Source organism: Desulfonatronospira sp., assembly GCA_003563255.1.
Classification (GTDB): domain Bacteria; phylum Desulfobacterota; class Desulfovibrionia; order Desulfovibrionales; family Desulfonatronovibrionaceae; genus Desulfonatronospira.
Window position 1 is genome coordinate 1 of record PWSL01000170.1, and the last position, 14836, is coordinate 14836.

Sequence of the window (14836 nt, forward strand, 5' to 3'; positions counted from 1 at the left end):
ACATTACAGCGACACATAATTTATGCTGGATGGGGACTGGCGTAACAGTTTGGCCATTTGCATGTGGCATGGGGACTGGCTCTCCCAGCCCTTGCTTGTTCCCAGGCTCCAGCCTGGGAACATCGCTTTTTTGTGGCTCCAGCCACATTTTTAAGAAGCGGCTGGAGCCGCAAGAACTAAGCGTACCCAGGCTGGAGCCTGGGAACAAGCAAGGGCTGGGAGAGCCAGTCCCCATGCCACATGCAAATGGCCAAACTGTTACGCCAGTCCCCATCCAGCATAAATTATGTGTCGCTGTAATGTCAGATTATGGACCTGCAAATGCAGGAAATGTATAATTCTGCAGCAATTCATTTCTATTTTTTAGTAAATACCGTAAGTATTAATTTACTCATTAAACAAAAAACACTTCATCAACATTGATTCAATCATGGAAACACAAAAAATTAAAGAAACCATCAAAAGAGAACTGCCCCGACTGGTTCAAGAGGATCCTGTCATCAGGAATCTGATCCTGGAACTATCCAGAACTGAGTTTGTTGACAAAAAGCAGGCTCAGGACTGGTTTCAGCAGACACTGGCTGAGATGCGCAATGAAAGGGAAAGACAGGACAAAAGGTGGGAAGCGTGGGAAAGGAGATGGGACCAGAACCAGGCAGAGCAGGCTCAAAAGTGGGAACTTTGGGAAAAGAGATGGGAGAAGTTCCAGACAGAGCAGGCTCAAAAGTGGGAACTTTGGGAAATGAGATGGGAGAAGTTCCAGACAGAGCAGGCTCAAAAGTGGGATGAACAGCATAGAAAATGGGAAGAAATGTCCCGCAGGCTTGAAGAAAACCAAAAGGCCATTATTGCTCTTGATAAAAAGCTTGACCGCTCCATCGGTGCCCTGGGTGCCCGCTGGGGCTTGAAGTCGGAAAATACCTTTCGAATGGCCTTGGCCGGTGTTCTTGAGGATAGTTTCGGAGTTAAGGTTATGAACATCACAGTTGTTGATCATGAAGGTGAGGTTTTCGGACGTCCTGAGCAGGTTGAACTGGATATTATCATCAAAAACGGACTGCTTATCATCTGCGAACTCAAATCATCCATGAGCAATGCGGATATGCATATCTTTGAGCGCAAGGCCAGGTTTTACGAAAAAAAACATGGTCAAAAGGCTGACCGGCTCATGGTCATATCCCCTATGATTGATCCCAGAGCAATGCAGGTAGCAAATGCACTCAACATTGAAACTTACAGTGACTCTATAAATGTAGAATCCATTCGCTAAGATATTCTAACGCGGGCTTTGCCCGCAACCCAAAAACATATTCTCACGCAAAGGCGCAAAGGTCGCCAAGGAAGACAGGATAATTTTTTTCATTTGTCACTCGTTTCGAGTGACAAATGAAAAGGCAGCCTCTTAAACTTTGCGTGCTTTGCCTGCCCAAAAGTGGCCCCTTCGGGGCATCATCCGGTTAATCCTTGCAGGACGCGTTGAGCACGGGGACTGGCTCTCCCGGCACTTATTTTTGAAAATCCAACGAGTGCGGGGGTGCCTGCCCCCTGCTTTAGCTGAATGGTTACTCCAGTCTTTACTCTGAAACCATGGAAGTCAGGTCTCAGGCGGGGGATTAAGCTTATCTTGCATTTCAAAAAACCAAGATCCGTACACCTGACCACGATGCTGTTTAATTAATGCTGCCTTTCTATTTGCCTCGTGTTTAAAGCGGAGTCAATAGTCAACTGGAAAATCAGACCAGATTCAGCGCTGTGCACGACAGCGAAACAAGCAGGCTCTGGTTCTTAACACATCAAGACGGCCTGGGGACAGTCCCACAGTCACGCCAAAGGCCTGGTGCCAGTAATCAATACCGAGGACCCCCTGAATTGATAGGCCTGTGCCCTGCCTTCCAAAGGCATTGATCTATAATGTACTATCCGTTAAGGTGCTTTTGTTGTAACCATTCAGAGGGGGCAGGTACCGGCCGGGGCACAGTCCCCAGGCCTTGTGCCGTTAGTCATCATCGAGGATCCCCTGAATGGTTACCTTTTGATAATGTTCATTGCTGCTCACCTGAAAACAGCTCAACCGGATTCCCGGTCCAGTAAAACATCACCTGACAATAATGCTTTATAGAAGTATATACTGCGCCGACCAGAAAAAGATAAGCGGCAGCTATTACACCACGATTGCCAGATGCGTGCGGCTTTGCAGGCACTTTCCCTGCTCCTTTTTCTCCTCGGAAGACATTGATGATTATATAGCTCAAGGGCTGATTGCCCGGGAATTTGCAGGATTTAAAACCAGGAGGACAAAGATGTACCTGTTCAGGAAAAAAGACGGTTCCCTTGAAGAGGCCCCGCAGGATTTCGACCCCAAAGAACCGGACTGGAGCCGGATGCAGGAAGTCCAGGAAGTACTGTTCATCAGCAAGATCCTGGTGCCGCAACTGAAGCTGGTTCCCAAGACCATGCAGGGAGCTGAAGAAAAAAAATCAGCTTCAACGGATTCCAAGGGGACAAAAAAGGATAAGTAACAGGAGGCAAAAATGGGCAAAGAGATCAGAGACTTCTGGGACATGAGGCTGTTGCGGGTACGGGAAAACCTGCGGGCCAACAATTTTGACTGCCGTCTGGCTGAAAGTCCGGCCCGCGCCTGTGCCATGGTTCTGGACGAGATTATTCCCGAGACCGGGCCTGCATCCTTATCCTGGGGCGGTTCCGCAACATTCAAGGATTCCGGTCTTTACGAGCAGCTCAAAAACAGAACCGATATGCAGGTGATGGACACATTCGACAAGAGCCGCGGGCCTGAAGCCGTCCTGGAGATGAGACGACGGGCGCTGCTGGCGGACCTCTTTATTACAGGCACCAACGCTGTCACCGAGCAGGGATACCTGGTCAACCTGGACATGATCGGCAACCGGGTGGGAGCCCTGGTCTTCGGCCCCAGAAAAGTGGTCATACTCTGTGGACGCAACAAGATAGTCGGTGACCTGGAACAGGCCATGGAGCGTATCAAGACCTACAGCGCCCCGGCCAATGCCCTGCGTCTGCAGAAAAAGACCCCCTGCATCAAAACCGCTTACTGCCACGACTGCGAGAGCCCGGAACGTATCTGCAACGTATGGACCATTACGGAAAAGTCTTTCCCCAAGGATCGCATCTGCGTTATACTAATTAACGAGGATATGGGGCTTTGATGGCCAGGGGCATGGAGCTTGGAGCATGGGGAAATACTTGTGAGGGGACTTTCCCCGGGTTTCGCGGCATGGGGCGTAGAGCTTTCAGCTTTGAGCCTTGGCCATAAACCTGTAAATCTGGAATTATCCGAGATATCAATGTCTGATTTTTGTCATTTACATTGTCATACCGAGTACAGCCTCCTGGACGGGGCCATCAGGATAACCGACCTGTGCGCCCGGGCCGTGGACCTGGGCATGCCGGCAGCGGCCATCACCGATCACGGCAACATGTTCGGAGCTCTGAACTTCTACCTGGAGGCCAAAAAGTACGGCATCAAACCCATCATCGGCTGTGAGGTCTACCTGGCCCACACTCACCACCAGGACCGGGAACAGCTGCGCTACCATCTGGTACTTCTGGCCATGGACAGGCAGGGGTACCACAACCTGATCAAAATCGTAACCAGGGGATGGCTGGAAGGCTTCTATTACAAGCCCAGGGTGGACAAGGACATCCTCAGGGAGCATAATCAGGGTCTTATCTGCCTTTCCGCCTGCCTGCAGGGAGAGGTGCAGCATGTATTGCGCCGTCAGGGCTACAGCCGGGCCAGGGAGACAGCCCGACAATACGCGGATATATTTCCGGGGCGCTTTTACCTGGAGCTGGAGGCCAACGGCATCCCGGAACAGATGGAAGTAAACGCTCAGCTGCTGGAGATGTCCGGGGATACAGGTCTGCCCCTGGTGGCTACCAATGACTGCCACTACCTGGGGCCTGACGATGTCCAGGCCCACGATATCCTGCTGTGTATCCAGACCAACACCAAAGTCCAGAACGATTCCAGGCTGCGTTTTGACACCGATCAGCTTTATTACAAGTCAGTGGAGGAAATGGAGAAGGAATTCGCCCACTGCCCCCAGGCACTGGAAAATGTCCAGGAAATAATAAAGCTCTGCAACCTGGAAATAGAGACAGACACCTTTCATTTTCCCCGGTACACACCCACCAGGGAAAGCACCCTGGACCAGGAATTCATAAGCCTTTCCCGGGAAGGGCTGGAGCAAAGATTCCAGGAACTGCCCTACAGCGTGGACCAGGAGCATTACCGGCAGCGCCTGGAGGAAGAACTGGAGATAATCTGCTCCATGGGATTTCCGGGTTATTTTCTCATTGTCCAGGATTTCATCAACTGGGCCAAGTCTCAGGACATTCCAGTGGGACCCGGCCGGGGCTCGGCCGCCGGGAGCCTGGTGGCTTACGCCCTGCGCATCACAAATCTGGACCCCATCCGCTACACCCTGCTCTTTGAGCGTTTTCTTAACAAAGAGCGGGCCAGTATGCCGGATATCGACGTGGATTTCTGCTACGATCAGAGAGAAAAGGTCCTGCGTTACGTGGCGGACAAGTACGGCCGTGACAGCGTGGCCCAGATAACCACCTTCGGGACCATGAAGGCCCGGGCCGTGGTCCGGGACGTGGGCCGGGCCCTGGGCATGAAGCTCTCCCTGACGGACAGGATAGCCAAGCTCATCCCTGAAGAGCTCAAGATGACCATTGACAAGGCCATAGATCAGGAGCCGGACCTGCGCAAAATGGTGGACGAGGATGAAGAAGTGGCCAGGCTCATGGACATCTGCCGCCGCCTGGAAGGCCTGGTGCGCCACGCATCCACCCATGCCGCGGGCATAGTCATCTCCGACCGGGCTATGCAGGAGCACCTGCCCCTGTACCGCGGAAAAAAAGGGGAAGTTGTCACCCAGTTTGATATGAAGCGGGTGGAAAAAGTGGGGCTTATCAAATTCGATTTTCTGGGGCTCAAGACACTGACTGTCCTCAAGGATACCCTGGAACTGGCCGCCAGAAGCGGCAAAGACACCCCGGACCTGGACAGCCTGCCCCTGGAGGATCCGGAAACCTTCAAGCTCCTGGGCCGTGGCCTTACCGATGGAGTATTCCAGCTGGAAAGTTCAGGCATGCGCAAAGTCCTGGTGGACTTAAAGCCTACCTGTTTCGAGGACATCATCGCCCTTCTGGCCCTTTACCGACCAGGGCCCCTGGAAAGCGGCATGGTCACGGACTTTATCAAGCGCAAACACGGACAGATCCCTGTCGAATACCCCCATCCCGAACTTGAACCGGTACTCAAGGAAACCTACGGAGTCATTCTGTACCAGGAACAGGTCATGAAAATCGCCCAGGTCCTGGGCGGGTACTCCCTGGGGGACGGCGATATCCTGCGCCGGGCCATGGGCAAGAAAGACCCAGCTGTAATGGCCACCCAGAGAAGCAAGTTTCTGCAGGGGGCCAGCAAGCACGGTGTTGACGAAGCTGTTGCAGAACATATCTTCAACCTGGTGGAAAAATTCGCCGGATACGGGTTCAACAAGTCCCACAGCGCCGCCTACGCCCTCATCTCCTACCAGACCGCCTATCTCAAGGCCCATTTTCCACAGGAATTCATGGCCGCCCTCATCACCTCCGAAGTCAGCAACACCGACAAGGTCATAGCCCATGTAAACGCCTGCCGGGACATGGAAATCACCGTCCTGCCACCCTGCATCAATTCCAGCCTGAATGAATTCAGCGTGGAGGACGGACATGTCCGTTTCGGGCTCTCAGGCATAAAAAACGTGGGTCGGGGGGCCATAGAGGCAGTTATAAAGGAAAGAAAAAAGAACGGGCTATATGAAAGCCTGCTGGACTTCTGCGAACGGGTGGGCTCACGCAAGGCCACCAGGCGGGTCCTGGAGATGCTTGTCAAAAGCGGGGCCATGGACAACCTGGGCTGCTCCCGTCGCGGACTCCTGGCCGGGATGGACATGGCTGCAGCCAGGGCTCAGCGTTCCGCCAAGAACAGAAACAAGGGACAGCTGTCCATGCTGAGTCTGTTGGGGGAGGATACCTGCTCCGTCAAGGGCCTGGGACTGGACTGCCCCGAGAATAGCCTTGCAGAGTTTCAGGAAGATGAAAAGCTCAAGCTGGAAAAGGAAGCCCTGGGCTTCTACCTGAGCGGCCACCCCCTGTTGCCCTTCAGGCGGGACATCCAACGCCTCCAACTCAGCTCTGTCCAGCAGTGCCTGGAGCTTAAACCCGGCACCCAGGTTGAGCTGCCTGTGGTCATTGTGGGCAAAAAGGAGCATATCAGCAAAAAGGGCGATAAAATGGCCTTCTGCCAGATAGAAGATTTGACAGGCACGGCTGAAGTGATCATGTTCGGGGATCTGTATGTCAACTGCAGGGAAGCGGTGAACAGCGAACAGCCTCTGCTTCTCAAGGCCAGGATCAGCAGTTACCAGGGGAATCAGTCTTCCAGCGAAGAAGACGGCGAGACACCCAGACAGGTCAAGTTCACGGCTGAAAACGTATCTTACCTTGACCAGGCCATAGCCGACGGGGATCAACCAGTGCACATAGAGACCGCTCTCGAGGGTGAGCCCAGGCCTGAGTGGATAGATGATCTCAAGGGTCTTCTGACCAGGTATCCCGGGCGCATCCCGGTCTGCCTGGACCTGCACCTGGAAGACAGTACCCGATGCAGGGTCATGCTGGGTCCCGGCTATTGCGTTAATCCAGACCGGGAATTCTGGAACGAGCTTGAAAAGCTCGGGATGGCCTGCAGGCAATAGTGCTCTTATCCCAATTGGGACACAATTGGGACAGTCCCCGCGACAATAATTTTTTGGTTACTGAAATCTCTCATTAGCAAAACTGGTTGCCTTTGATCTGGTTAGTTCTTAGCGGGGACAGTCCCACTAAAAAATAAGTGCCGGGGTGCCTGTCCCCATAAACATGCAAGCATGGATTTTTTTCTTTTTTTTTCGAACCACGAACCAGGAACCGCTTTTAACGACCAACATGTTGTTCCGAAATTTGAGCTAAGCGCCTAAGCGCCTGACTCTCAAGTTATCTTGATCATGAAAATAACCGTAACCAATATATCCAAAAGTTACAGCGGGGACGAGATCTTCAGAGATGTATCTTTTGAGGTTGTATTTCGGAGGCGGCTTGCGGTAACAGGACCCAACGGATGCGGCAAGTCCACTCTTCTAAGAATCCTGGCGGGCCTTACCGAGCCTGACACCGGGACCGTCACACGTCCCCAGGGACTGAGGACCGGATTTGTGGCACAGGATCTTGACAGCAAAGATCTGAAAACCCCTCTTCTTGACTACGTCCTCAGTGTATTGCCCGACTGGGGCATATTCTGGAATGAATGGAAAAGTGCTGTTGCGGAAGATGACAAGCCCGCACTGGAAAAACTCGCTCACAGGCAGGCGGTTCTTGAGCAGTCCTGCGGATACAACCCCGGGTACCAGGCCAAAAAGATCCTTGCAGGGCTGGGCTTTGAAGCATCCAGTTTCGACCTGCCTCTGGAACACTTCTCAGGGGGCTGGAGAGAACGGGCCAGGCTCTCCAGGATTCTTTTACAGGGGGCGGACCTGCTCATCCTGGACGAACCCACCAATCATCTGGACATGGAAGCAGTGCTGTGGCTGGAAGATCACCTGCAGAATTTTCAAGGCATGCTCATTTTGGTGGCCCATGACCGCTTCTTCATTGACCGGACAGCCACCCATATTCTGCACCTGGGATTCGACAGGCCCTATTTTCGTCCTGGAAATTATTCCTCTTTTGAAAAGTGGCATGAACAGATCCAGCTTTTGCGGGAAAAGGAAAGAGACAAGTTATCAAATGAAATAAAGCATCTCAAAAGCTTTGTGGACCGGTTCAGGTACAAGGCCTCCAAGGCCAGGCAGGCCCAGTCCAGGCTGGGCAGAATGCATAGCCTGGAATCCAGAAAAGTGGAACTGCAGGGGGATAAATCAGGAAAACGCCTCAATTTTTCCTGGCCGGCCCCAGTACGTTCCAGCCGGGTGGCCATCACCTGCTCCAATCTTTGTTTCAATCACCCTGAAAATCCCTCTCTCTTCCATGACTTGAATTTCCAGCTCTTTGACGGTCAAAAGGTCGCCATAATGGGCCCCAACGGCAGCGGAAAATCCACCCTTTTCAAACTCATTGCCGGTCATTTGACTCCCGGTTCCGGCTCCATCCAGCCTGGACACAACACCCGGCCGGCATATTTTACCCAGCACCAGGCCGAAACCCTGGTCATTGAAAACAGGGTGCTGACCGAGATCAAAAGACTGTCCTGCCGGGACCTCACTGAGGAAGAATTCCGCTCGGTGCTGGGACTTTTTCTCCTGGACGAAACCTTCTGGGAGAGGCCGGTAAAAAGCCTGAGCGGCGGAGAAAAATCCAGGCTTATTCTGGCTTCACTTTTCCTGGCCAGGGCCAACCTTCTTTTGCTGGACGAACCTACCAACCACCTGGACATGGAAAGCCGCGAGGCCCTGATAGCCGCGCTCAAGGACTTTCCCGGAGCGGTTTTGCTCATCGCCCATGATCGCTTCCTGCTGTCTCAGACTGCAGAGGAGGTCTGGAGCCTTGACAACGGTCGCGTGGTTGAGCACGGCATGGGATTTGACGATTACTATCAAAATTTTTTCCTCCAAGAAAAGGACTTTCAGGTTCCAGACTCTGTGGAACAAAAAAACCGTACCCCTGGCAGGAACCAGAATATCCAGAAAGAAAAGAAAAGGCGGGAAGCCAGGCTTAGAAATCAGCTCTACCAGGATCTGCAGCCCCTGAAAAAGGAATACCAGGATAAGGAGCAAAGACTGGAAAGCTGTCTGCAGCGCCAGGAAAAACTGGAATCAGCCATGGCCCATCCCGAGACCTACCAGGAACCGGACGGGTTTAGAAAGATCAATATGGAATACCAGGATCTTTGTCTTGAAAGTGACAGGCTTATGCACCGCCTGGAAGAGCTGGAACAAAAAATCACGGAACTGGAAGCCGGCAAGCCATGACATATGAAGTAAGTAATAATAACCTATACGTTGCCTTATTGTTCCCACGCTCCGCGTGGGAACATTCTTCGGACGCTCCGAGTCCAAAATGACCGCAGGAGCGGTCGAAAAACGTTCCCACGCAGAGCGTGGGAACGATAAGAAGAGAAAGCGGCTGGAGCCGCAAGAACTAAGCGTTCCCAGGCTGGAGCCTGGGAACGAGAGGTAAAGCGTGACAAGGATACCGGCCAGGGGACAGCCATTCAAGGCTTGCATTTTAAACTGAACTGAAGTAGTATGAAAGCGTTTCAGACGTAACTTTTTTTTACTTCCGCGATACTTTTTGATTGACCTCCGGGGCCAGGCACCCCACGTTTTTTTTTCACAGATAGTTTCAGCATACTATATTATTTGTGCTGGTGGCTGTCCCCTGCCTTCCTTAAATTGGCTGAACAGATACCAGCATAATCAAACAGGAGCGTCCATGCCCCAAGAGATTAAAGATACTGACAATCAGGAAGTTCAAGATACATTTTCCAACACCCCCGGTCTTTATGTGGCTGTAGGCGCATCAGCCGGAGGCCTGGAGGCCATAGAGGCCTTTTTTTCCGACATGCCCTCGGACAGCGGGCTGGCCTTTATCGTGATTCAACACCTCTCCCCGGACTATAAAAGCCTCATGAAGGAAATCCTGTCCAAAAAAACCAGGATGCATGTGCACAGGGTGGAAGACGGTATGTTGGTGCTTCCAGACAACATCTACCTTATTCCACCCAAGAATAATCTGACCATTTTCCACGGCAAACTATTCCTGAGCCAGCAGGAACACACCAAGGGTTTAATCAACCTTCCCATAGACATTTTTCTTCGCTCCCTGGCTGAAGACCAGGGCGAAAAAGCGGTATCCATAATCCTGTCCGGTTCCGGGAGCGACGGTATGCGTGGAGTAAGAGCCATCAAAGAACACGGCGGCATGGTCATGGTCCAGAGCGAGGAATCCGCCAAGTTCGACAGCATGCCCAGGTCGGCAATCTCCACCGGCCTTGTGGACTTCGTGCTGCCCCCGGAAGAAATGCCCGGACAGCTCGTTTCTTATGCCAAGCACCCCTACGTGGCCAAGACCGAGAAAACCGACCGGGTCATCAGCGATGATGATGCCATGACCAGGATCTTCGCCATTTTAAGGGACAAGTTCAAGGTGGATTTCACCCACTACAAGCCAAGCACCCTTACCAGGCGCATCCAGAGGCGCATGACCATAAACCACATCGCTGACATCAATGATTACCTCTCCTACATGCAGAGCTATCCCAACGAATCCGCCACCCTGTTCAGGGAGTTCCTCATAGGGGTGACCCGCTTTTTCAGGGACCGGGAAGCTTTTGAGATCCTTAAGGACAACTGGCTGCCTGAAGTCCTGGCGTCCAGGCACAACAACGAGATGAGATTCTGGACCCCGGGCTGCTCCACCGGGGAAGAGGCTTATACTCTGGCCATCCTGGCCAGGGAATGCATGGAGCAGACCGGCAAAATGCGGGACATAAAGATCTTCGCCACGGATATCGACCGCAATGCCCTGCAGGTGGCAGGCACCGGAAGCTATCCCGAAAGTATCGCAGCAGATGTGCCTCCGGACCTGCTGGCCAAATATTTCTACAAAAAGAAGGACAGCTTCCAGATAGCCCGCAACATCCGGGAAATGGTAGTTTTTGCCCAGCACAACCTGATTAAGGACCCTCCCTTCACCAATATCGACCTCATAAGCTGCCGCAATCTCCTCATCTACCTTCAAACGGACTTGCAGCGCAAGGTATTGGAATTTTTTAATTTCTCCCTCAACATGCGCGGCATACTCTTTCTTGGGACCAGCGAAACCACAGGGGAGATGGGAGACTATTTCGAGAGCCTGGATCATAAGCACAAGGTCTACCGCAGCAGGGGCAGGGTCAAGCATGCTCTGGGTTCCAGGGACCTTCAAAAAACCTCGGAATATCTCTACCAGGTAAACCGGGACAGTAATGTAATACCCAGAAGAAGCCTGCGAGGCCGGGAGGATAATATCCTGGAGCGTTTTCTGAATGTCCTGGAGGAAGAACATATTCACCTGGCCGTCATAGTCAACGAACAAATGGAAGTTCTGCACGTCATCGGCAACAGCGAAGGCTATTTCAAGCTGCCTTCGGGAAAGCAGTCCATGGATATTTCCAAAATGGCCGCCAATGACCTGGCCATCCCCATTTCCACAGGTATCCAGAAGGTACTGCGCCAGAATCAGCCCCTGCACTTCTCCAATATCCGGGTCCGTTACCAGGGAGAGCACCGGATGGTGGACATGCGCATTAAGCCCCTGCCCCAGAAAAAGGGGCAGGATTCCCTTGTGGCGGTTTTTCTGGACGAATCCAGAAAACAGCAGGAAAAGCTCTCCATCCGGGATGTTGATCATAGCTACGACATCTCCAGGGAGGCGGAACAGCGCATCCACGACCTGGAGCAGGAACTGCAGTTCACCAGGGAAAACCTGCAGGCCACCATAGAGGAACTTGAAACCGCCAACGAAGAACTGCAGGCAACCAACGAAGAACTCCTGGCCAGTAATGAAGAGCTGCAGTCCACCAACGAAGAGCTGCAGTCCACCAACGAAGAGCTTTATTCCGTAAACTCCGAATACCAGAATAAAATCATTGAGCTTACAGAACTGCACAACGACGTTGACAACCTCTTGAGCACCACCCAGATCGGCAAGCTCCTGCTGGACGAAAACATGGAAATCCGGCGCTTTTCCCCCAAGGTGACCAGCATATTCAAGCTCCTGGACAGCGATGTGGGCCGGCCCATTTCTCATATAGCCCATTACCTGCAGGGCGTGGACCCCCTTGAAGTCATTGAAACCGTACACAACAGCGGGGAAATGAACGAAAAAGAGGTCAGGACAAGTGAAGGAGCCTGGTATCTCATGCGGGTAGTTCCATACGAAGTGGCCCCGGAAATCTTTTCCGGCACAGTTGTTTCATTTGTGGATATCACCAGAATCAAAGATACCGAGGCAACCCTTAAAACCAAGGAGGCGCTCCTGGATCAGACTCAGAGACTGTCCAACGTAGGCGGTTGGGAAATGGACGTGAACACCGGCAGAATCGTCTGGACCGATGAGGTATACAATATCTACGGAGTATCAAAGAATTATAACCCAAGCGATGTGGAAAAGGACATGCAGTTCTACACTGCCGAAGGCCGGGACAGACTGCAGGAGGCTTTTATGCTCGCCCTGGAGCGGGGCATTCCTTATGACCTGGAACTGCCTTTCACCAGAGCCGACGGCGAGAGGATCTGGGTCAGGACATCCGGCTGGCCCGAGAAAAGAGACGGTAAAGTCGTGCGGATCCTGGGTAATATCATGGACATCACCCAGATGAAAGAAATCCAGCAGGCCCTGCGCGAAAGCGAAAAATACTACCGTAATCTTTTCACTCAGATGCCCAGCGCATTTGCCCTGCACGAGATAGTCCTGGACCACGATGACCAGCCCTGCGACTACACCTTTCTTGAAGTCAATCCTGCCTTTGAAGAGATGACCGGATTAAAGGCCAGGGACATCCTGGGCAGAAGGGTCCTGGAAGTCCTGCCGGAAACCGAGGATATCTGGATCAAGCGCTACGGACATGTGGCTCTGGGCGGACCTCCAGAAGATATCCAGAACTACAGCCGGGAACTTCAGAAACACTTCAAGGTCCGGGTTTTTTCACCTGAACACAAAAAATTCGCGGTTATTTTCGACGAAGCCGGGGATGCTCCTGAGATCAGGGCCCTCAGGGACTGCGAAAAAAAGATCAAAGAACTGCAGGAAAAAATATCTTCTGGAGGTGAATGATCTTGGATAATTCTGACAGGCAAAACCAGAACAACCTCCGCAGGAAGGCTGAAGAACTATTGCAAAACAGCCCTCCTGATGAAGACGAAGCCTCTATGCCCCCGGACAGGCTCAGGAACATTCTGCATGATCTTCGTGTACATCAGCTGGAACTGGAATTACAGAATGATGAACTTCGCAGCACCCAGTTGAAACTGCAAAAGGCCAGGGACAAATTCGCACGCCTTTACAATCAGGCCCCTGTGGGTTACCTGAGCGTAGACAAGCATGGTCTTATCCGCCAATACAACCAGACTTTTCTGGACATGACCGGTTATTCCGGCCCGGATATAAACGCCCGGGCCCTGGCTGACCTCATGGCCCAGACAAGCCGGGAGACTTTCCTGGCCCGTTTCAGGGCCCTTTTCAAGAACCCATGGGGCAAAAGCCTGGAAATAAACCTGTACACTCAAAACAAAAAATACCTGCCCCTTAGACTCACCGGTCGCATTGATGAACATGGCTCACAAAAATCAGATGAAAAGCAGGACTGGTACCTGCTTTTGGTTTTAAGCGATATTTCCGAACAAAAGCTGGCCCGGGAAGAGATTCAGCGCAAGAACGTCCAGCTTGAAAAAACCCTGGCTGAGAGGGATCGTTTTTTTTCCATAATTGCGCATGACCTGAAATCTCCATTGTCCGGGTTCCTTGGCTCCACAAAACTGATGGCCGAAGACATACGAAACCTGACCAAGGATGAACTGCAGTACGTTTCAGCCAATATGCAGAAATCCGCGGAAAATCTTTACAGCCTGCTGGAAAACCTTTTGACCTGGGCCAGAATGCAAAAAGGTGACACAGTTTTCGAACCTGACTATCTGAATTTGGAAGAACTGGCCGTGCATAATATTGAACTCGCCGGGACAGTATTCCAGCACAAGGGTATCCGTTTTGAATCAAGGATTTCGCCGTTACAGAAGGCTTATGCAGACCCAAACATGTTGAGTACAGTTCTGAGAAATTTGCTGTCCAACGCCGGAAAATATTCACCCGAACAGGGACTGGTAATAATCGGCGCAGAGACACTGATCGGGCATACCAGAGTTTACATACAGGACTCGGGTTGCGGCATGGACCAGAAAACCCTGCAGGGGCTGTTTCAGATAGACAGAAAGACCACCCGCCCCGGGACCCGCGGTGAAGCCGGGACAGGACTTGGACTCTTGCTCTGCCGGGAAATGATTCACTGGCACCAGGGTGAAATATGGGCCCAGAGCACACCCGGCAGGGGAAGCACGTTTTTCTTCACCCTGCCGGATTATCGAGCCTGATATGATGTGACTGCCAATGGGAGTATGGGAGTATGGAAGTATGGGAGTATGGGAGTATGGAAGTATGGGAGTCAAAACATCTTTACACCCACACATGGATACCCCCATACCCCCATACTTTCTTCCATGGGAGGGGAGTTTGCGCCGTGCGCGTGATCCTATACAAGGTAGCAGGCCCAGCTAAACCCTGCTTTGCAGGAAATCCTTCGGATTTGTTTAACCGGGCAAGCAGGGTGTCGCGGGGACTGTCCCCAGGCCGATTGAGGCATCCCATGAATGGTTACATTTTTGCAGTCACAGACGTCAGAGATCAGAGGTCAGTAAAATCAAAGAGTTATGTAGATTGTTGATTTCTGAATTTTTCATTCCCCGACTTTTTGCAGATGCATCTGATATAACTATCTTGAAAGTTCAAAGTTCCTGGTTCTTCGTTCCTGGTTGAAAGGTATCTGTTTAGCGCTTTTAAGGAAAGCAGGGGACAGGCAACCCCGGCCCTTGTTTTTTGTTGATGAAAAAAAAAATTGACTTTATTAAACAAGGACTGGGAGAACCAGTCCTCGTGCCACCTGCAAATTGCTAAACTTTTACGGGACAGGCTCTCCGGCACTCACTTGAATGTGTTTTTGTGCCTTTGGAGC

General features: G+C 51.9%; 7 protein-coding genes. All 7 read left to right on the forward strand.

Annotated features, from left to right (window positions below):
• Positions 1–430 precede the first annotated feature (430 nt).
• The 7 genes from QZP87_RS04885 to QZP87_RS04915 all read left to right on the forward strand — a co-directional run bounded on the left by QZP87_RS04885 (position 431) and on the right by QZP87_RS04915 (position 14198).
• Complete coding sequence (locus QZP87_RS04885; protein WP_291321799.1) at positions 431–1270, forward strand: DUF3782 domain-containing protein; 840 nt, start codon at positions 431–433, stop codon at positions 1268–1270.
• A gap of 838 nt (positions 1271–2108) precedes the next feature.
• Positions 2109–2519 carry a hypothetical protein gene (locus tag QZP87_RS04890; protein WP_291321800.1) on the forward strand — a complete coding sequence of 137 codons (411 nt, stop codon included), beginning with the start codon at positions 2109–2111 and terminating at the stop codon, positions 2517–2519.
• A gap of 12 nt (positions 2520–2531) precedes the next feature.
• Entirely contained in the window at positions 2532–3185 is a 654-nt protein-coding gene (locus tag QZP87_RS04895) for a lactate utilization protein (protein ID WP_291321801.1), read from the forward strand.
• A gap of 138 nt (positions 3186–3323) precedes the next feature.
• A complete protein-coding gene (gene dnaE / locus QZP87_RS04900; protein ID WP_291321805.1) occupies positions 3324–6794 on the forward strand; it encodes a DNA polymerase III subunit alpha in 3471 nt (1156 codons plus the stop codon).
• 288 nt (positions 6795–7082) lie between these two features.
• Positions 7083–9041: a ribosomal protection-like ABC-F family protein gene (gene abc-f / locus QZP87_RS04905; RefSeq protein ID WP_291321802.1), complete on the forward strand. Its 1959-nt coding sequence runs from the start codon at positions 7083–7085 to the stop codon at positions 9039–9041.
• A gap of 463 nt (positions 9042–9504) precedes the next feature.
• Positions 9505–12888 (forward strand): chemotaxis protein CheB, encoded by a 3384-nt coding sequence (locus tag QZP87_RS04910; protein WP_291321803.1) that lies wholly within the window; start codon positions 9505–9507, stop codon positions 12886–12888.
• Complete coding sequence (locus QZP87_RS04915) at positions 12885–14198, forward strand: PAS domain-containing sensor histidine kinase (RefSeq protein WP_291321804.1); 1314 nt, start codon at positions 12885–12887, stop codon at positions 14196–14198. Before QZP87_RS04910 ends, QZP87_RS04915 begins: the two co-directional genes overlap by 4 nt.
• Positions 14199–14836: the final 638 nt, after the last annotated feature.